General features: G+C 59.6%; 16 protein-coding genes and 1 pseudogene. 9 read left to right on the forward strand and 8 right to left on the reverse strand.

From position 1 onward, the window contains the following. Nucleotides 1-10 precede the first annotated feature (10 nt). Both AB4Z43_RS01255 and AB4Z43_RS01260 read right to left on the reverse strand, forming a co-directional pair. Nucleotides 11-691 carry a cysteine hydrolase family protein gene (locus AB4Z43_RS01255; RefSeq protein WP_441935429.1) on the reverse strand — a complete coding sequence of 227 codons (681 nt, stop codon included), beginning with the start codon at nt 689-691 and terminating at the stop codon, nt 11-13. After that, entirely contained in the window at nt 630-875 is a 246-nt protein-coding gene (locus tag AB4Z43_RS01260) for a hypothetical protein (protein ID WP_441935431.1), read from the reverse strand. The genes AB4Z43_RS01255 and AB4Z43_RS01260 overlap by 62 nt, the downstream gene beginning before the upstream one ends. 234 nt (nt 876-1,109) lie before the next feature. On the opposite strand from AB4Z43_RS01260, the gene lov reads away from it, so the two are divergent. Then, nucleotides 1,110-2,144 carry a blue-light-activated histidine kinase gene (gene lov / locus AB4Z43_RS01265; RefSeq protein ID WP_441935433.1) on the forward strand — a complete coding sequence of 345 codons (1,035 nt, stop codon included), beginning with the start codon at nt 1,110-1,112 and terminating at the stop codon, nt 2,142-2,144. Between the two features lie 161 nt (nt 2,145-2,305). Here lov and AB4Z43_RS01270 read toward each other — a convergent pair. The 3 genes and pseudogenes from AB4Z43_RS01270 to AB4Z43_RS01280 all read right to left on the reverse strand — a co-directional run bounded on the left by AB4Z43_RS01270 (nt 2,306) and on the right by AB4Z43_RS01280 (nt 5,244). Continuing rightward, nucleotides 2,306-4,419 (reverse strand): annotated as a pseudogene (locus AB4Z43_RS01270) (catalase). A gap of 35 nt (nt 4,420-4,454) precedes the next feature. Beyond that, the gene (locus tag AB4Z43_RS01275) at nt 4,455-4,922 is read right to left on the reverse strand and encodes a DUF6894 family protein (RefSeq protein ID WP_441935435.1); all 468 of its coding nucleotides are present in this window, start codon (nt 4,920-4,922) and stop codon (nt 4,455-4,457) included. A 13-nt stretch (nt 4,923-4,935) separates the two neighbouring features. Then, nucleotides 4,936-5,244 (reverse strand): hypothetical protein, encoded by a 309-nt coding sequence (locus AB4Z43_RS01280; protein ID WP_441935437.1) that lies wholly within the window; start codon nt 5,242-5,244, stop codon nt 4,936-4,938. 418 nt (nt 5,245-5,662) lie between these two features. On the opposite strand from AB4Z43_RS01280, the gene AB4Z43_RS01285 reads away from it, so the two are divergent. From AB4Z43_RS01285 to AB4Z43_RS01315, 7 genes are all read left to right on the forward strand, one after another. Continuing rightward, nucleotides 5,663-8,059: an FdhF/YdeP family oxidoreductase gene (locus AB4Z43_RS01285; protein WP_441935439.1), complete on the forward strand. Its 2,397-nt coding sequence runs from the start codon at nt 5,663-5,665 to the stop codon at nt 8,057-8,059. Between the two features lie 30 nt (nt 8,060-8,089). Continuing rightward, on the forward strand, nt 8,090-8,674 hold the full coding sequence (locus AB4Z43_RS01290) for a c-type cytochrome (RefSeq protein WP_441935440.1): 585 nt from the start codon (nt 8,090-8,092) through the stop codon (nt 8,672-8,674). Next, complete coding sequence (gene coxB / locus AB4Z43_RS01295) at nt 8,671-9,660, forward strand: cytochrome c oxidase subunit II (protein WP_441935442.1); 990 nt, start codon at nt 8,671-8,673, stop codon at nt 9,658-9,660. The genes AB4Z43_RS01290 and coxB overlap by 4 nt, the downstream gene beginning before the upstream one ends. Continuing rightward, the gene (gene ctaD, locus AB4Z43_RS01300) at nt 9,657-11,570 is read left to right on the forward strand and encodes a cytochrome c oxidase subunit I (protein WP_441935444.1); all 1,914 of its coding nucleotides are present in this window, start codon (nt 9,657-9,659) and stop codon (nt 11,568-11,570) included. Before coxB ends, ctaD begins: the two co-directional genes overlap by 4 nt. Next, nucleotides 11,567-12,169, forward strand: coding sequence for a cytochrome c oxidase subunit 3 (locus AB4Z43_RS01305; protein WP_441935446.1), 603 nt, complete (start codon nt 11,567-11,569; stop codon nt 12,167-12,169). Before ctaD ends, AB4Z43_RS01305 begins: the two co-directional genes overlap by 4 nt. Nucleotides 12,170-12,461: 292 nt before the next feature. Beyond that, the gene (locus tag AB4Z43_RS01310; protein WP_441935448.1) at nt 12,462-13,340 is read left to right on the forward strand and encodes a cytochrome c oxidase assembly protein; all 879 of its coding nucleotides are present in this window, start codon (nt 12,462-12,464) and stop codon (nt 13,338-13,340) included. Then, nucleotides 13,333-13,749 (forward strand): c-type cytochrome, encoded by a 417-nt coding sequence (locus AB4Z43_RS01315; protein ID WP_441935450.1) that lies wholly within the window; start codon nt 13,333-13,335, stop codon nt 13,747-13,749. The genes AB4Z43_RS01310 and AB4Z43_RS01315 overlap by 8 nt, the downstream gene beginning before the upstream one ends. A gap of 2 nt (nt 13,750-13,751) precedes the next feature. Here the strand turns inward: AB4Z43_RS01315 and AB4Z43_RS01320 are convergent, their stop codons facing one another. The 3 genes from AB4Z43_RS01320 to AB4Z43_RS01330 all read right to left on the reverse strand — a co-directional run bounded on the left by AB4Z43_RS01320 (nt 13,752) and on the right by AB4Z43_RS01330 (nt 17,134). Beyond that, entirely contained in the window at nt 13,752-14,672 is a 921-nt protein-coding gene (locus tag AB4Z43_RS01320) for a c-type cytochrome (RefSeq protein ID WP_441935452.1), read from the reverse strand. Nucleotides 14,673-14,721: 49 nt separating this feature from the next. Beyond that, nucleotides 14,722-15,615 carry an SDR family oxidoreductase gene (locus AB4Z43_RS01325; RefSeq protein WP_441935454.1) on the reverse strand — a complete coding sequence of 298 codons (894 nt, stop codon included), beginning with the start codon at nt 15,613-15,615 and terminating at the stop codon, nt 14,722-14,724. Nucleotides 15,616-15,979: 364 nt separating this feature from the next. Beyond that, nucleotides 15,980-17,134 carry a zinc-dependent alcohol dehydrogenase gene (locus AB4Z43_RS01330; protein ID WP_441935456.1) on the reverse strand — a complete coding sequence of 385 codons (1,155 nt, stop codon included), beginning with the start codon at nt 17,132-17,134 and terminating at the stop codon, nt 15,980-15,982. Nucleotides 17,135-17,506: 372 nt separating this feature from the next. Between AB4Z43_RS01330 and AB4Z43_RS01335 the strand changes: the two genes are divergently transcribed. After that, nucleotides 17,507-18,247, forward strand: a complete 741-nt coding sequence (locus tag AB4Z43_RS01335) for a DUF4142 domain-containing protein (protein WP_441935458.1) — start codon at nt 17,507-17,509, stop codon at nt 18,245-18,247. The last annotated feature ends 17 nt before the right edge of the window (nt 18,248-18,264 follow it).

Below are 18,264 nucleotides of genomic sequence, written 5' to 3' on the forward strand. Positions count from 1 at the left end.
TTAGGGTCGGTCACCCACCAATCCAACAGTTTACAAGCTGCTCAGTGGTCGCGGTCTCGATATGCTGGCCGTAGCGATTGCTGAACAGCCCGATCATGGCATCATGGGCCTCATCCGAGGCGCTGCAGACCGCATCCTGGACCACGATGGTACGCAAGCCATAGTCTGCCGCGCCCAACACGGTCGAAAGCACGCACATATCTGTTTCGCCGCCGGTGACGATAACGGTGTCGCAGCGCCGCTGCGCCAGTAGAGTGCGAAGGCTCGAGCCAAGCCAAGGCGAATACACCGGCTTGTCTACAATTGGCGCCGGCGGCGTGAACGCTCGAAGTTCCGGGACCAAGTCCACCTTTCCCGGGCCAAGGCGCTCAAGCGTCATGTCTGCCCATCGTTCATAGTAGCGTTTCCAAGTCCCCTGCCCGGCGCCGGGCCGCCTAGCCGGTATAAACCGCGTGAAGACCAATCTCGACGGCTGTGTGCTGCACAGGTCTACGATCCTGGGAAGCACACGGTCCATCCATGGCAACGACCATGGCGACGGTTCGCGGAACATCGCCTGCATGTCGACGCAGATGTGCACTGCGTTGCTGCCAATACGTTCCTCGCGCAGCGTAGGGTTAGCGGCCATGTCAGCGCGAGATCGAAAATTGCGCCGAGGTTTGCTGCGCATCGAACGCAACACCCAAGCCATGAGCCACGGCGCTTGCGGCGATCATGTCGTTCAGTTCGCTTCTGGAAACCGGACAGGCTTTCATAATAGTCAGGACAGCCGCTGCTGCCTGCCTCACCGACACAACATCGTGCCGCTTCTTCCGCACCTCGACGTACTGCTCGATAAGCATTTTGAGGCGGCGCTCCTCTACCTCGTGTGACATCTTGATCCTCCACCCAGATCAACCGCGACCGGCGGTGCCCTTGTGGCACCCGCCGGGATTTCGATTGCTGTTAATTTGCGGCCCCGATCCTTGTTCCACCGCTCGGGCAGAAGGGCGTCAACTTCGTCAACGATTGTCGCGACCAGATTGGCGTCCGCAGCGAATTCGCCAACGATCGGCAACGCTTTAACGCCTCTCACGTTCAAGGTCTTAGTCGGCACCAAGGAAGCTTTAATGGACGAGAAAGACCTGTCCCATATTCACGGTGATCAGCCGGCCGCGGTGACGGCGGATGCGCTGCCAGACCGCAAAGAGTTGGCGGCCACAGCGTTTCAGCGGACACGCATGCCGATGGTGGTCACCGATGCCACACAGCAAGATTACCCTATAGTCCTGGCAAACGAAGCTTTCCTGAAATTAACAGGATACGATGCAGGAGAGGTTCTCGGCAAAAACTGCCGGTTCCTGCAGGGTCCGGCAACATCCAAAATCGCCGTTTCCGAAATACGAGCCGCGATAAGAGAGGAGCGCGAGGCCAGTGTCGAACTCCTCAACTACCGCAAGGATGGATCGCCCTTCTGGAACCAGCTTCACTTCAGCCCAATTCACGATGACAGCGGCCGTGTCGTGTATCACTTCGGCTCTCAAATCGACCGCACAGACTATCGCAGGATTCAGTCTCTCGAAGACTCCGAGCACCGGCTTCTCCTAGAGGTAGATCATCGCGCCAACAATGTGCTTGCGCTTGTCGACAGCATCGTTCGTCTTACTCGATCGGACGACGCTGCCTTGTATGCGGCCTCCGTGCAGCAGCGCGTGCAATCTCTGGCCCGAGCCCACACTTTGCTTTCCCGGCGCGGCTGGCATCAGATTCCGCTACGGGAGGCCATTCGGACGCAGATAGAGCCCTACGGGGCGTCACGGGCAGTTTTGAGCGGCCCAGAGATCATGCTTGCAGCTCATGCGGTCCAACCGCTTGCGTTGTTCATTCATGAGCTCGCCGTAAACGCGGCGTCGCATGGCTCGCTCTCGCAGGACACTGGCCAGGTCGCAATCAGTTGGAACGAAATCCCGCAAACCAAAGGGCTTGCGCTCGTTTGGGAAGAAACGGGAGGCCCGCCGCCTGCGGGCATCCGAAAGGCAGGCTTTGGCACTGTGATCGCCGAAGCTACGATACGGCGGCAGCTTCAAGGATCTACCGAGCGCGAATGGTTAGATCGCGGCGTGCGAATCGTCGTCGAAGTGCCTAACGTCACCAGCGAAACGTAGCAACCGTTCACCGCACATGAGCGAGCAGTCGTAGCGGCAAAAGCTGCGTCGGTCAGTGCCGACACGATGTGCACACCATTCGGAGCTGTGCTCTGTCAGAAATTCAGCAAAATGAAGGGCCCACTTTGCGGCCCTTCTTTTGCAAGCCTCAAGACGCGGCCTCACAGCTTGACGGCGGCTTCCCGTGCCCACAGCCGCAGACCCCGGCAACTTTCAATGAAATCGGTGGCACTCGCCTTGTCAGCCAGCGGCAGCATTCCCTCGTCAGCCCCGGGCTCGACGCCCGCTTTGGCCAGAAGCGGCACGGCGCCGGGCGTGAAGCCGATGAACTTGCAATGGGAAAAGGCATCCGCAACGAAATCGCGAGCCGCTGCTTCGCCGGCCAGCAGATTGGCACTCTCTTCGGTGAGCAGGATGGCGACCGCGTCAAACAATACCGATGGGCCGCCATCGATCATATGCTTGGCAACAATCTTGGTGCCATCGCTGGCCACCGCGCCGCCGACCTTTGCCGCGATGACTTCCATGGCGGCCCCCTCATTCTCAATGGCAGCCTGCAAGGCTTTGAAGAGACCGGCGTCCGTGCCGGTGCCGATCAGGACGCCAACCTTGCGGCCAGCAAAGCTCTCCGGACCATTGGCAATAATGCTCAGCGCTGGCGAGGGCTCGAGATCCGTGCGCCGCGATACAGCGGCGTCGGCCGGCTTCGGCATCTCGGTGATGCCGAGCTTGTCGGCGACCGTGACAGCCAGTCCCTCATCGATGTTCAGCAAGTTCGCGATCATCCGCTCGCGGATGGCTGGGGTTTCAACCTTGCTCAGTTCAAAGGTCAAGGCCTGAGCGATGTGGCGTTGCTCGGGTGGGGTCTGGCTATTGAAGAACTGGGCGGCCTGGCTGTAGTGGTCGGCGAAACTTTCGGGCCGCAGCCGGACCTTCTGGCCCTCCTCCCGTCAGCGAAGGACCGGAACCCACGCTCAGGGGATTCGCGCGGGCCGACGCCGAATGAATTCGGCTGGTAGTTGGCCCGTCCAACCGGATTGCGCATCGCCATATGGCCGTCCTGCTGGAAATGATGGAATGGGCATTTCGGCGCGTTGATCGGCAGATGCGTGAAATTGGGGCTGCCCAGGCGTTTCAGCTGTGTGTCGAGGTAGGAGAAGTTGCGGCCCTGCAGCAGCGGATCGTTGCTGAAGTCGATACCGGGCGGAACATTCTGGGTCATGAACGCGACCTGTTCGGTCTCCGCAAAGAAATTGTCCGGCATCCGGTCGAGAACAAGACGCCCGACAGGTATCGGCGGCAGGATCTCCTCCGGAATGATCTTGGTCGGATCGAGGATGTCGAAGTCGAAATTGTCGGCAAATTCCTGGTCGAACAATTGCAGGCATAACTCCCATTCGGGGAAATCGCCGGATTGGATGGCATTCCAGAGGTCCCTCCGATGAAAGTCGGGATCGGCGCCATTGATCTTGACCGCTTCGTTCCACACGACCGATTGCATGCCAAGCTTGGGCTTCCAGATGAATTTCACGAAGGTCGATTCATCGGCCGCATTGACGAGCCGGAAGGTGTGCACGCCGAACCCTTGCATGAAGCGGAAAGAGCGCGGGATGGCGCGGTCCGACATCACCCACATGATCATGTGCATCGATTCCGGCGTCAGGCTGATAAAGTCCCAGAACGTGTCGTGCGCCGACTGCGCTTGCGGGAAGTCACGGTCGGGCTCCGGCTTGACCGAATGGATTACATCGGGAAATTTGATCGCGTCCTGAATGAAGAACACCGGGATATTGTTTCCCACGATATCCCAGTTGCCCTCTTTGGTATAAAGCTTCACGGCAAATCCGCGGACGTCGCGGGCAAGGTCGAATGACCCCTTGCTGCCGGCCACCGTCGAGAACCGCACGAATGCCGGCGTTTTTTCTCCAGCTCGCTGGAAGATGTCGGCGCGCGTATATTTTGCGAGCGACTCGTAGGTTTCGAAAAAGCCGTGGGCGCCATAGCCACGCGCATGCACTACCCTCTCAGGAATGCGCTCATGGTCAAAGTGGAAAATCTTCTCGCGGAAATGAAAATCCTCGATCAGCGTGGGGCCACGTGCGCCGATCTTGAGCGTGTTCTGGTCATCAGCGACCGGCCCGCCCTGGGCTGTTGTCAGGACGTCAGTGTCGCCCTCCGCAACTTGATGCAATTCTCCTCCCTGGCCTCTGACCAAGGTCAAGTCGTGGACGGTGGCGGACGATGCGTTGGCTTCGGCTGCTGGCTTACGCGGCATAGTGCTCTCCTTTTAAATGCTTGAGAATGACGGGCTCAAATTTCGGACTGAGGTCGTTGATCCAGCTCGGCGGCGGCGCGTTGCAAGTCGGAAAAATCGACCGTGGCGACGATATCACCGCGACGGTCGCGCGCCCTGACGGCCCAGCCCACCGGTGCTTCACCCCGAGACAGGGCGTCTTTCCACAAATCCTCCGCCGAGCGCCTGCATTCGTCGCGCACCGCGTCCAGATCGGGAAAGACCAGGCCACCCACCTCACGGATCTCCCCATTGTCATGATACTCAAGCCGATACTCATCCCCCGCATCGGCTATCCGCTGTTCGCCAGAATTCTCTTCCTCGACACCAAATTTGGCGGCATGCAAAAGCATGATCTTGGATTTTTCGATCAGCTCTTTAGGGGATAAAACCGCCGGTTGCGCGACGGTGACAAGTATATTGTCACCACCCTCGCCGCGGAATTCCACAACGTTGTTGGCAACGACGATTTCCAGAACCTCCATTCCTATGCTCCCTTCACATCTGGTCGTTGTAAGGCTGTTTGGTAATCCCGACCTGCTTGGCCAACTCTGAAAACGGCGGCACGCCGGCCTCGAACTGGCTCGTGTTCGCGAGTTGCAGAAGTCGCAAAGGGAAGCAGACGGCATCGCGGTTTGCCGGTGACATGTCCTCGAACAGGCGCTCGTCCCCGGTGAACGAGGCCTCCGCGGTTTTCAAGGCCCTATCGATATCATCAATGGAGAGGAGTCCCTTCCGGACCAGGGCGTTGTTGACCGCTGCGACCGCCATCAGCAGCCCCTCCAGCTGTAGGTTGGCGACGTTCATCGATTTTTCTCCATCACGCGCTTCCGATGGTCGGCGGGACAACGGGTCTGCAAGCTGGACGCGCCATTGCGGAATCTCCTTCGGGACGTTCGACAACTTTCCACACGAGACGAGGTTCCAGAGCCGCCATGCATCCCGAAGCGGCCGACGCAACGCTTCTCCGACGCCAGGAATCGGTGGCAAAAGTTGAGGAAAACGAAGTCGGTCCCTTGCGTGGAACCGTCAGGCAGATCCCAAGTTTCATATTGCCGGGAAACGTCGATTGGCCTGCCTTTCGCATTGTCGCGCACGTCGCAGCCAGCAAGTCATCCCGTGCCGGCGAAGGGAAGACGCCGTGGGCCAGGTGGCGTTGCTTGGGCGTCCACGGCAAATGAGAGCGAGACCGACGGAAATCTCGCTGTGGCAAACGAGGCAGGAAATGACGTCGAACACGAGAACAGCCACTATCAAGCCGTATAAAGGGCCCGCGGGTGGGTGGGGCTCGGCGAAATCCGTGGCTGGTGTTCTCCTGAAAGAACATGTTCCCTTGAAAGGGAGCCGATTGCTGTCGACGCAGAACAAGCCCGAAGGCTATATGTGCGTGAGCTGCGCCTGGGCAAAGCCGGCGCAGCCGCATCCGCTCGAATTCTGTGAGAACGGCGCCAAGGCGACAGCTTGGGAAACCACGTCGCGACGTGCAGGCCCGGCGTTCTTTGACAAGCACACGCTGAGCGAACTCGAGCGATGGTCGGATCACGATCTCGAAGAGGAGGGTCGGCTGACGCACCCCATGCGCTGGGACGCTGCCAGCGACAGATATGTGCCGGTCGAATGGCCCGCTGCATTCGAAGAGATCGGCAGGGAGTTGCGCGCTCTGGACCCGCATCAGACCGATCTTTACACATCCGGGCGGGCGTCACTCGAGGCGAGTTACATGTACCAGCTGTTCGCGCGGATGTACGGCTCCAACAACATGCCCGACAGCTCGAACATGTGCCATGAAAGCTCCTCCGTTGCGCTTCCCGAGAGCATCGGCGCATCGGTCGGCACCGCCATTTTGTCCGATTTCGAGAACACGGACTGTATATTCTACATTGGCCAGAATGTCGGGACATCCTCGCCACGCCTGCTTCATGATCTGCAGGACGCAGTCAACCGAGGCGTGAAGATCGTTACTTTCAACCYGCTGCGGGAGCGCGGGCTGGAGCGCTTCGTCAATCCACAATCACCCGTCCAGATGCTGACCGGGAAAGAGACACCGATTTCGTCGCAATATTATCAGGTCAACAACGGCGGCGACATCGCAGCGCTATTCGGCGTCTGCAAGGCTCTCATCGAAGCAGACGACGCCCTGAAGGCCTCCGGTCAAAACCCTGTCGCCGGACGCGATGCGACGCCAAAAGATCCGGACAACGCAGCCATGATTGCCTTTGCGGCATCGATGGCATCCGCTGCCAAGAAGCACGTTCTCGATCACGACTTCATCAAGGAACACACGACCGGCTTCGAGAAATTCGCAGCAGCTGCGCGCGCCCAACAATGGGACGAGCTTGAGCGTGTATCGGGGCTGACACGCGCCGAAATGAAGAAGGCCGCCGTCACTTATGCCAACTCAAACGCCGTCATGATGGTCTACGGCATGGGCCTGACACAACAGCTCATGGGCGTCGAGAACGTTCACATGGTCTGCAACCTCGCGCTGCTGCGCGGCAACATCGGCAAGCCCGGGGCGAATATTTGCGCCGTTCGCGGTCACTCCAACGTGCAGGGCCAGCGCACCGTCGGGATTACGGAGAAGCCCGGACTGGCGCCCCTCGACAAACTTTCCGAGCTCTATGGCTTTGAGCCGCCGCAATGGACCGGTCGCTCGACGGTGGAAACGTGCGAAGCGATTATGACGGGTCAGTCCCGTGCGTTTATCAGCCTTGGCGGCAATTTCCTCAGAGCGGTGCCAGACACCGCCGCCATGGAAGAGGGATGGCGCAAACTTCGTTTGAGCGTTCAGATAGCCACCAAACTCAACCGCAGCCATGTCCTGCATGGAGAGGTCGCATATCTGCTGCCGTGCCTTGGCCGCATCGAACTCGACCAGCAGGCGAGTGGGCCGCAAGCGGTGTCCATGGAAAGCTCGATCGCTCATTTCCATGGCTCGCGGGGCAAGACCAAACCGGCGAGCTCTGAACTTCTCTCCGAACCAGCCATTATTGCCGGCATTGCCAAGGCTACGCTTGGGCAAACCAAGGTTCCATGGGACGCCTGGGTTGGCGACTACGCCGAGATCCGCAATGCTATTGAGCGGACCTACCCCGAGACTTTCAAGGATTTCAACGGACGGCTTTTCAAGCCCGGCGGATTCGCGAGACCGCTGCCGGCGCGCGAGCGCAAATGGGTGACGAAAACGGGGAAGGCGAACTTTATCACGCCGGACAAGCTTTTCCCCGACTTTTCAACCGCCGACAGAGCAGATGTTTTGCATCTCGCTACGCTGCGCTCCAACGACCAGTTCAACACAACCATCTACGGCTACAGTGACCGCTTCCGTGGCGTTGAAGGCACGCGCCGGATTGTATTCATGAATGCACAAGACATCGCTCGCCTGGGCTTCGTCGATGGTGACATCGTCGACATGACGACAGCAATCGATGGCAACAGCGCTCGCAGCGTCGGTGGCCTCAGGATCGTCCGGTACAACATTCCCAAGGGCTGTTGTGCGGCTTACTATCCTGAGACAAATCCGCTGTTTCCCTTGGCGCATCACGATCCAAAGTCCAAGACCCCTTCGTACAAACTTTTGCCAGTGCGTTTGAGCCGATCAACCCTGTCCCAGGATGGTTGAGTCCCTTGTAGGCGAATGATGAAGAGGGAGATGAGCTACTCGAATGGCGCCTTTGCGGCTGCGGCGATAGCGCTCGGCATCGCCAGCGCCGCCTTGGGATGGCTTCGCGAGCCCCGAGAGCTTCGGCTGGATCCGCCTGTCGCGTCTGATCTTGATGGATTTCGGCTGATGCCAAATGGCATCAGCGGAACGCCGCCCGAGAGTTATTTTGCGTCGGGCAAGCCATACGAAACGGACGCCTACAATTTAAGCCAGGGCAAGCGTCTTTACGCCTGGTTCGGCTGCCCGGCATGCCATGGTGATGGTCGCGGCGGCGCTGGTCCGTCGTTCCTGGACGGCTGGTGGCTGTACGGGCCCGAGATCGTGTCCATTGTTGCGTCCGTCAGGGACGGCCGGCCGCATGGGATGCCGGCCTTTCGCGACCGGATGACGACCGAGCAGATATGGCAGCTCGCCGGCTATGTTCAAACGATTGGCGCTTATAAGCCCAAAGTTGCGGCGCCCAGTCGCAACGATGACAAACACACCCGCCCTGCCGAAAATCGTGGTCCGGCAAAAATCCTCTTCGACCAGGGGCCGGCGGGGGTTCACCCTGACCAGGGGCCATCGCCTTGAGAGCCGCGCGCGTCATCGCGTTGTGGGCCGCTACGATCGCGTGCGGCTGCAGCGGAAACCAGTCCGCGCTCGACCCCTCTGGCGCGCCCGCGCTCCATATCGAACACCTGATTATCGGCATCGTGGCCCTGTGCTCGGTAATCTGGCTTGCTGTGATGCTCGTGCTTGGTGGCGCACTGTGGCGCAGACGCCAGCAGGACGAAACGGAAATCCGGCAACGGCAGCTGACTGTGGTCGTAACTGCGGCAGTGGCCGCGACCGCCATTATGATTGCCGGCATGACGGTTGCCAGCTTCTACACCACCCGCGGCATCGGCCTTCCGGAAAAAGCCTCTATAACGATCACTGTAAGAGGGCAGCAATGGTGGTGGCAGGTAATCTACGCCGGTTCCTCCGAAACACCTGGCTTTCAGACCGCCAACGAAATTCACATCCCTGTTGGTCAGGATGTTCATGTTCGGCTTGAAAGCGCTGATGTCATCCACTCTTTTTGGATCCCCAGTCTTGCCGGCAAGCAGGATCTTGTCCCGGGGCGCTCCAACAGCCTGCTGCTGCGGGCCGAGAAGCCCGGTGTCTATCGCGGTCAGTGCGCCGAATTCTGCGGACTGCAGCACAGCCATATGGCGGTGATGGTCATCGCCGAGGCGCCAGCCGACTACGCACGCTGGATCGCGTCACAGAGTGCAGATGCAAATCCGACGACGGGTCCTGACGTCGCCGCCGGACGCGCGGCTTTTCTGGCAAAGCCGTGCGCCGCCTGCCACACCATTCGGGGCACAGCCGCCAACGGCACCACCGGACCTGACCTTACCCATGTCGGCAGTCGTCAAACAATCGCGGCCGGCCTCGTCGAGACGACGCGCGGTTCACTGGCCGCATGGATCGCCGATCCGCAGACGCTGAAGCCCGGAAACAACATGCCGATGGTGCCGCTGACCAGTATCGAGCTCCAGGATATCTCGGCCTATATGGAGAGCCTGAAATGACCCGCTCGAAGGATGATGATGGGCTCAGGGACACGGCATTAAGCGATAAGGAGCTCACGCAGGCCCTCGCCTCGACCTGGTCAGCGCAGCCGGGGCTGTGGGGCGCCCTGTCGACAGTGGATCACAAGGTGATCGGCCGACGCTATATCGCGACAGCTTTTGTTTTCCTGGCGCTTGGCGGGGTGCTGTCGCTGCTGATGCGGCTGCAACTGTCGCAGCCTGAAGCCAGGTTCATCGGACCCGATCGCTACAACCAGATTTTCACCATGCACGGTTCGAACATGATGTTCCTGTTCGCCGTCCCCGTCATGCAGGCAATGGCCGTCTACCTCGTGCCTTTGATGGTGGGGACACGCAACATCGCCTTCCCGCGCCTCAACGCATTTTCCTACTGGATCTATGTCGCGGGCGGCCTGCTTTTGTGGACTGCCTTCATCGTCGACACCGGCCCGGACGTCGGATGGTTCGCTTACGTGCCCTTGTCGGGGCCGCAATATGGCGTGGGGAAACGCGCCGATATCTGGGCACAGATGATCACCTTCACCGAGGTTTCCGCCCTCGCCATCGCCGTCGAGATCGTTGTGACCGTGTTCAAGCAGCGCGCGCCGGGGATGTCGCTCGACAGGATTCCGTTATTTGTCTGGTCGATGCTGGTGACGTCGTTTCTTATCATTCTGGCCATGCCGGCGATCATGATCGCAAGCACAAGCCTTATCCTCGATCGCCTTGTCGGCACGCACTTCTTCAACCCTGCCGAAGGCGGCGATGTGTTGCTGTGGCAGCATCTGTTCTGGTTCTTCGGTCATCCCGAGGTCTACATAATCTTCCTGCCGGCAGTGGGCATGGTGTCGACCATTGTAGCGACGTTTACGCGTCGGCCAGTGTTTGGCTACCTGGCGATGGTTATGGCCTTGGTGGCGACGGGGGTCCTCGCCTTCGGCCTTTGGGTCCATCATATGTTCGTTGCTGGTCTTCCACGACTGGGAGAGAGCTTTTTCACCGCCTCCAGCATGGCGATTGCGGTCCCGGCCGGATTGCAGATTTTCTGCTGGCTTGCCACCATCTGGGCGGGAAAGCCGATCTTCAAAACGCCGTTCCTGTTCGTCATCGGCTTCATGGTGATCTTCGTGATTGGCGGCCTCACCGGCGTCATGGTGGCCTCGGTTCCGTTCGATACCCAGGTCCATGACACCTATTTCGTTGTCGCCCATTTCCATTATGTCCTGGTCGGCGGCGCGGTTTTTCCGCTGCTCGGCGCGATTTATTACTGGTTCCCGAAGCTGACGGGCAAAATGATGAGCGAGACCCTTGGCCGCTGGGTCTTCGGCCTGATCTTTGTCGGCTTCAACCTGACGTTTTTTCCCATGCACATCCTGGGTCTTCAAGGCATGCCGCGTCGCATCTACACCTATCAGCCCGAGATGCCTTGGGCCGGCCTCAACATGTTCATTAGCCTTAGCGCAATCGTCCTGGCCGCTGGCTTCCTTCTGTTTTTCATCGATGCCATCCGCAGTGCCAGGTCAGGCGCCGTCGCGAGTGCTAACCCATGGGGAGCCTCTACGCTTGAATGGGCGACGGCGTCGCCGCCGCAACCTTGCAATTTTGCCAGGCTACCCGTGGTCGGCAGCAGTGAACCCCTGTGGGCGGAGGCGGCCGCCCCGCCCGTCGCCGCCGGCTTGCGGGTCGACCGTCGTGAGCTTTTGATCACTAGCGTCGTTGAGGGCATTCCGGAAGCGCGGGAATCATCGGTCGGCAATTCTATCTGGCCGCTTTGGGCAGCGCTTGCGACCACCTTGACGCTGGTCTGGTCCATATTCAGCCCATGGGCGGTTGTCTGGGGTTCCATCCCGGTCGCGGTCTCACTGATAGGCTGGTTCTGGCCCAAGGGCGTGCCGGAGGACGAGTCATGAAAGAAAATATCGTGCTCGATCTGACCGAGCTTCCAGCCCACGGCCTTGGCACCGCAAGCCCGTCATGGTGGGGAACGCTCGCTTTCATGCTCATCGAAGGGACGGGCTTTGCCCTCTCGATCGTGATCTATCTCTACCTGATGAGCCTGGCGCCGCGATGGCCATTGGGCGCCCCGCCGCCGGATCTGTTCGCCGGCACGGCGCTGACAGCCCTTCTGCTGGCAAGCCTTGTTCCCAACATCCTCGTCGCACGCTGGGCGCGCGAGCAGGATCTGCGAAAGGTTCGCCTCGGATTGATCGTCATGGCCATACTGGGAATAGTGCCTCTGGTCCTGCGTGTCTTCGAGTTTCCAGCGATGCATATCAAGTGGGATCAAAACGCATACGGTTCGATTGTATGGGTTATGCTTGGCCTCCACACCACCCACATCCTGACGGATGTGATCGAGACGCTGGTACTCGCCTGCCTGATGTTTTCCCGGCATGGCGACACGCCGCGCCGGTTCGGAGATGTCAGCGACAACGCGATGTACTGGAACTTCGTGGTTGCGACGTGGTTGCCCATGTATGCCTGCCTCTATTGGATACCTCGGCTTTGAGAAAAACATGGCTGCAATGGACCGGACTTGGTGTGGCGCCGCTAGCCTGGGCGCTCAGCACCCAGCTTGGCCAGATCATGCCCTACATTGACTGCCGACAGGATAGTCCGTGGAGCGCCGTCCTCTGCGGGGTTCTTCTAGTTGTTTCGATCGCTGGACTAACTGCAGCGCGTACGGCTTTACACGGGACTGTCCAGACCAGGCGCTTTATTGTTGACGCGGGATTTCTGATGGCGCTGGCATTTGTCTTTGCCCTGTTGTTGCAGGAGGCAGCCACGATGCTGCTGGACGCATGCCAACGCTGATCTGCGCCCTGATCTGGGGTATGATGGCCTGGCCGGCCATGGCGCATGGCGATGAAGCGCATGGCTTGGAGCCGGCCTGGACTTTCGATCCGTGGATTGTGGTGCCACTCGGGATGATGGCCGTACTTTATTGCGTGGGAGCGGCAAGGCTGGCCCGACGCACAAGGCGGCCCGGGGGCATGCACCGCCGCATCTGCCTTTACAGCGCTGGAATGCTCACCCTGGCTGGTGCGCTGCTGTCCCCTCTTCACTGGCTTGGCGAACACCTCTTTACCTTTCATATGATCGAGCACGAGATCGTCATGGCTGTATCGGCCCCTTTGATCGTGTTGGCGCGGCCGATTGGAATCCTGCTTTGGGGATTGCCCGCCAGGGCCCGTATGGCGGCGGGAATGCTGATGCGGGCGCCTCTATTGCGCGGGCTGTGGGACAGGGGCACAAGCGCGACCTGCGCAACCATCTTGCATGGCGTTGCAATTTGGGCCTGGCACGTGCCGATAGTCTTCGACGCCGCCGTGACAAACCCCGCAGTGCATCGCTTTCAGCACCTCACTTTCTTCGCCACGGCGATCTTGTTCTGGTGGGCGCTTGTTTGGCGAAGTGATTACGGCTCGGCTGCCTGGCATCTGTTTTTCACTATGATCCACACGAGCGTTCTGGGCGCATTGATGGCTCTCGCTCCCCGCGTCTTGTACGTCGCGCAGACGCAAGCCGCGATGGCCTGGGGCTTGACGCCGCTTGAGGACCAACAACTAGCAGGCATGATCATGTGGGTCCCAGCCGGCACCATCTATGCAGGCGCGGCATTGACGATGCTGGCGCTTTGGATCAGAGGCTCGAGCGAGAGAAAGGCGCAGAATGTCTAGTCCGCTCGCTTCGGTCCCTGGCCGGGCCGCCTCGGCTGCGGTGCTTGTTGTCGTGGCTTCCGCCGCGTTTGTCACGACCACTTTCGTGCGTGACAAGCACACCAAAGCCTCCATCGCCAGGATGATGACCGGGGGCGATCCCGGTCGAGCGCCGGCGATCTTTCGTCGCTATGGCTGCGCCGGATGCCACACAATCTCCGGGATTCCTGGGGCGGACGGCCAGGCTGGGGCGCCACTGGCGGAGCTGTCGAAGCGTGTCTATATCGCGGGTGTCCTGGAAAACCGTCCGGCCAATCTTGTAGCTTGGATCGTTTCGCCGCAGCGCTTCTCCCCGCAGACCGCCATGCCGCAATCGGGAATTTCTGAACAAGAAGCGCGGGATCTTGCAGCTTATCTTTATGCCCAATGAACCTATGGGTGTGGTGTCGCGATCGGCGGAAGCGCTTTGATGTAGTGGGCGATCGCCTCGCGGTCGCCTTCAGGCAGCATGGCGGTATTCGTCACCACGTCGGCCATCGACGATCCCACCCGGCCGTGGTTGGGCGTCTCTCCGGTTCTAAGCATCGTGGCAATATCGGTCTCGGTCCAAGCCCCCAATCGTTCCTGCGTAATGTTGGGCACGAACCCGGTGCCTTGCGGGTCGATGCCGCCGGCAAACAGCGTATCGGATCGGATTGCTCCAAACGCATTTCGGCTGGAGTGGCATTCCGCGCAATGAGAAACGGTTTCGACGAGGTATGCGCCGCGATCAGGCATCGTTTTGCCGTCTGCGTTCGCAGCCGACCGGCCCTGGCGGAAAAAAATCAGCTTCCAAAATCCGACGGACCGGCGAATGCTGAACAGGATTGCGGGATCGTGCGGCGGCACACGTCCAGACACTTTTGGCAGCGTCATGAGATAGGCGTAGACATCGTTGATGTCGGCGACGGTCATGCCGGTGAAGCTGGTGTAGGGGAAGGACGGGTAATAGTGTTCGCGCCTGGGAGACACTCCACCGATCAGCGCATTTGCCAGATCGGCGGCTCTCCATCTGCCGATGCCGTCAACAGGATCAGGGGAAATGTTGGGCGGCCTGAAAGTGCCGAACGGCGACCCAAGCGCCATGCCACCGCCCAGTTGTAGTCGATCTGACTGTCCGGGGGTAGCGTGGCAGGAGGCGCAGTCCCCCGCCGCGAAGACCAGCTTGCCGCGGCCCACATCCCCTTTCACTTCGAATCGCGGATCGTCTGGCGAGAACGGCGGGTGAGCCGAGGTCACCAAGAACGCGGCGATCGCAGCAGCCGCTGCGGGCAGGAGAATGGCGACAGCAACTTTGTATGCAATGCGCCCCATGGCGTCCTTAAAGCTCGATGTCTCTATATGGAGTCACGCGAATATAGGGTCACGCGACACCCTTGCCGCCAGTGACGCCATAAACTTCGCCATTTATGAAACTGGCTTCCCGCGAGGCCAGCAGCACATAGACGGGCGCTAGCTCGACCGGCTGTCCAGGACGGCCGAAATCGCTGTCCTCACCGAAATGCTTGACCTTTTCATCTGGCTGACCACCGCTTGGCTGCAGCACGGTCCAGATAGGCCCGGGAGCCACGACATTGGCCCGAATGCCGCGCATGATCAATTGCTTGGCGAGCGCCTTGGTATAAGCGACAATGCCGGCTTTGGTGGTGGCATAGTCGAGCAGGATCGCCGAAGGCTCGTAGGCCTGGATCGATGCCGTGGTGATGATGGAGGCGCCGGCAGGGAGATGCGGTGCGGCTGCTTGAGCGATCCAATGAAGTGCGTACAGATTCGTTTTCATGGTCTTGTCGAAGTCGTCTGTCGTCAACTCATCAATGCTCTCGCGATATTGCTGCCTCCCGGCATTGATCACAAGCAGATCGAGGCCACCGAGGGCGGAGACAGCTTTGTCTACCAAAGCCCGACACCAAGCCTCGTCCTTGATGTCGCCAGGCAGCGCCAGCGCCTTGCTGCCCGCGGCTTCGATAAGGTGGATGACCTCCTTGGCATCCGCCTCCTCTTCCGCGAGGTAAGAAATGGCTACATCCGCTCCTTCCCGCGCAAAGGCTATAGCGACGGCCCTCCCTATCCCGGAATCGCCCCCTGTCACGAGCGCCTTGCGCCCAGCTAGCTTACCAGAGCCCCGATAGCTTTCCTCGCCGTGATCCGGCACCGGATCCATATTTCCGGCAAGGCCAGGAGTGGTCTGCGGCTGTTTTGGAAAAGGCGGCGCCGGATACTCCTGACGCGGATCCCGAAGTAATGCACGATCATTCACCGTGAAGCCTCCATATCCTCGTTGACCTTGCCGCAACGCGAGGAGAAACCCTTTGTTCCGCTGAGAGTCTGGTTAGAAAAACAGTCGCCGCGCAGCAGAAGTCATCTCCCGCCCAATAGTTGCGTCGCCCTCGGAACGCGACAATCCGCAACGGTCGACATCAGCTGGCGTGGCATCAGATTCGCTTCGGTCTACTGCGCAAAGAAACACACAAAGTTGCTGCATGTCGTAACATGGCAGGAAGCTTCATCTCGGGCGGTTCGCACCCATGCAAAATGGAATTCCCCCGCCGCAGCCCCCAACGTTGCGCAATCGAAGTAAGTTTCCATCGAGTTGAATGCGATTGCCGGGCGGGTGATTGAGCCTACGGTTTGATGACGACCTTGATGCAGCCATCCTTCTTGTCGCGGAAGGTCTTGTAAGCCTCCGGTCCTTCTTCGAGCCCAATGCGGTGGGTAATCAGAAAGGACGGGTCGATTTTTCCGTCCTCAATGAGCTTCATCAACGGCTCCAAGTAGCGCTGGACATGTGTTTGGCCCGTTTTCATTGTCAGCCCTTTGCCGACGAACATTCCCATGGGCACAGTAACGCTTCCAACGAACACCCCCGGCAACGAGACAGTGCCGCCCGGTCGGCAGGCCATCAGCGCCTGTTGCAGCGCATAAGGCCTCTCCATCGCCGTAAGGTCCGTTTGCAAGGTCTCCATGACGCCACCGGGGCCATGGCTTTCCATGCCGACCGCTTCGATCACAGAATCCGGCCCTTTACCGCCCGTCATAGCCAGGATCTGCTTTTGCAGATCTTCGTCGTCATATCTCAGCGTTTCCGCTCCCGACGCTTGCGCAAGCGCCAGCCGTTCGGGGACGATGTCCAGCGCGATGACCCGGCCCGCGCCTAGGAGAAAGGCTGACTTGATTGCGAACTGGCCAACTGGCCCGCAGCCGAAGACCAGCACTGTATCACCGGGTTGAATGTTGCAGTTTTCCGCCGCCTGATACCCGGTGGGAAAAATATCGGAGAGAAACAGTACCTGCTCGTCTGTCAGGCCATCTGGCACCTTGATAGGGCCAACGTCGGCATAGGGTACGCGCAAGAATTCTGCCTGGCCACCCGCGAAGCCGCCATACATGTGCGAATAACCGAACAGCCCAGCAGTTGGATACCCCATCTGCTCGGCTTGCTTGGCGCCGGCTGGATTCGACCTCTCGCAGAGCGAAAACAGCTGCCATTTGCACATCCGGCACTCGCCGCAGGCGATCGTGAACGGCACCACGACGCGCTCGCCCATCCTGAACTTGGAGTGACCCTTCCCGACTTCAACGACCTCGCCCATTGTCTCGTGCCCAAGCACGTCATGGGCGTGCATTTCTGGGACAAATCCTCCCATCAGATGAAGGTCTGACCCGCAGATCGCACAAGCCGTAACCTTGATGATAATATCGCGGTCGTTCTCAATGATCGGGTCATCCACCTGCTCGCACCGTATGTCACTTTTGCCGTGCCAGGTGAGCGCCTTCATCGTCATTCTCCGTTGGTTGTGCCTCGCTAACCTGCCGTTTGACAAAATGTTCCTGATCCAGCGCGAACCTTTGCTCGGTTTGAGTATTCATACCGCAAACAACCAGTGAACTCGCCCGTACGGACTTGACCTGACACCACGTCAGCCTGTGAGAGGACGCATTTAGCACCGAGAAGGCCGCTCATAGGCTCGATGGCGAACCACCGGCTCTTCCGCGCAATTCGCGCCGCGCCAAAACTTTTTCGCCTGCTTCACCGCATGTGAACGACGAACAGCGCCTTCAGTGAATTTGGCAGCGCGTTCGTATTTGCCTGGGAACAAACACGCCGCGAGCAGGTTTGGATTCACCAATCTCAACTGAGGAACATCACCATGAGAAACAGTCTTCGTCTGGCGTCGCTATCGTTAGCCGCGTCGGTGGCATTTGCCTGGCCATCGCTCGCTGCCGAGACCGCCCAGGATTTCGTCACCAAGGCCGCGATCGGCGGAATGTTCGAAGTCCAGTCGAGCAAGGTAGCCCAAGACAAGCTGCAGGACCAAGGCCTGAAGGACTTCGCCCAGAAGATGATCTCCGATCATGGCGCCGCCAATGCGAAGCTTGAGAGCATCGCCGGCGAACAGAAGCTGAAGGTGCCCGCCGACCTCGATGCAGCACACAAAAGCGATGTCGACAAGCTGCAGGCGGCTGCGGCGCCAGTAGACGCATCTTATGCAGACATGCAGAAGGCGGCCCATGCCGATGCAGTCAGCCTCTTCGAGGCCTATGCCAAGGACGGCGACAACGCCGCCCTGAAATCCTTTGCGGCTGACACGCTGCCCACACTCAAGATGCATCAGGACATGATTCAGAAGGTTGCAACGACGGCGCCTGCTTCTGACGGCAGCACACCGGCTGTCGCCAGCGGCGCCACCAATCCGGCAGCTCCAGTTCCCGGCGCCAACAGTTTTACCGAAGCCCAGGCCAAGAGCGCGATCGAGAAGGCGGGTTATGCCGACGTCTCTGCCCTGACAAAGGATGACAACGGCATCTGGCGCGGAACAGCGAGCAAGGACGGCAAGTCGACGCCGATCGCGCTCGATTACCAAGGCAACGTTGTTGCCGGCACCAAGTGAATAGAAAGCCAGGAGAA

The sequence above is a fragment of the Mesorhizobium sp. 2RAF45 genome, from assembly GCF_052115225.1.
In the GTDB taxonomy this organism is placed as follows: Bacteria; Pseudomonadota; Alphaproteobacteria; order Rhizobiales; family Rhizobiaceae; genus Mesorhizobium; species Mesorhizobium jarvisii.

What these genes read in the sequence shown, in the direction of transcription:
- AB4Z43_RS01255 (WP_441935429.1), bottom strand. Translation starts at nt 691, where the DNA reads ATGGCTTGGGTGTTGCGTTCGATGCGCAGCAAACCTCGGCGCAATTTT.
- AB4Z43_RS01260 (WP_441935431.1), bottom strand. Translation starts at nt 875, where the DNA reads ATGTCACACGAGGTAGAGGAGCGCCGCCTCAAAATGCTTATCGAGCAG.
- lov (WP_441935433.1), top strand. Translation starts at nt 1,110, where the DNA reads ATGGACGAGAAAGACCTGTCCCATATTCACGGTGATCAGCCGGCCGCG.
- AB4Z43_RS01275 (WP_441935435.1), bottom strand. Translation starts at nt 4,922, where the DNA reads ATGGAGGTTCTGGAAATCGTCGTTGCCAACAACGTTGTGGAATTCCGC.
- AB4Z43_RS01280 (WP_441935437.1), bottom strand. Translation starts at nt 5,244, where the DNA reads ATGAACGTCGCCAACCTACAGCTGGAGGGGCTGCTGATGGCGGTCGCA.
- AB4Z43_RS01290 (WP_441935440.1), top strand. Translation starts at nt 8,090, where the DNA reads ATGAGCTACTCGAATGGCGCCTTTGCGGCTGCGGCGATAGCGCTCGGC.
- ctaD (WP_441935444.1), top strand. Translation starts at nt 9,657, where the DNA reads ATGACCCGCTCGAAGGATGATGATGGGCTCAGGGACACGGCATTAAGC.
- AB4Z43_RS01305 (WP_441935446.1), top strand. Translation starts at nt 11,567, where the DNA reads ATGAAAGAAAATATCGTGCTCGATCTGACCGAGCTTCCAGCCCACGGC.
- AB4Z43_RS01310 (WP_441935448.1), top strand. Translation starts at nt 12,462, where the DNA reads ATGCCAACGCTGATCTGCGCCCTGATCTGGGGTATGATGGCCTGGCCG.
- AB4Z43_RS01315 (WP_441935450.1), top strand. Translation starts at nt 13,333, where the DNA reads ATGTCTAGTCCGCTCGCTTCGGTCCCTGGCCGGGCCGCCTCGGCTGCG.
- AB4Z43_RS01320 (WP_441935452.1), bottom strand. Translation starts at nt 14,672, where the DNA reads ATGGGGCGCATTGCATACAAAGTTGCTGTCGCCATTCTCCTGCCCGCA.
- AB4Z43_RS01330 (WP_441935456.1), bottom strand. Translation starts at nt 17,134, where the DNA reads ATGAAGGCGCTCACCTGGCACGGCAAAAGTGACATACGGTGCGAGCAG.
- AB4Z43_RS01335 (WP_441935458.1), top strand. Translation starts at nt 17,507, where the DNA reads ATGAGAAACAGTCTTCGTCTGGCGTCGCTATCGTTAGCCGCGTCGGTG.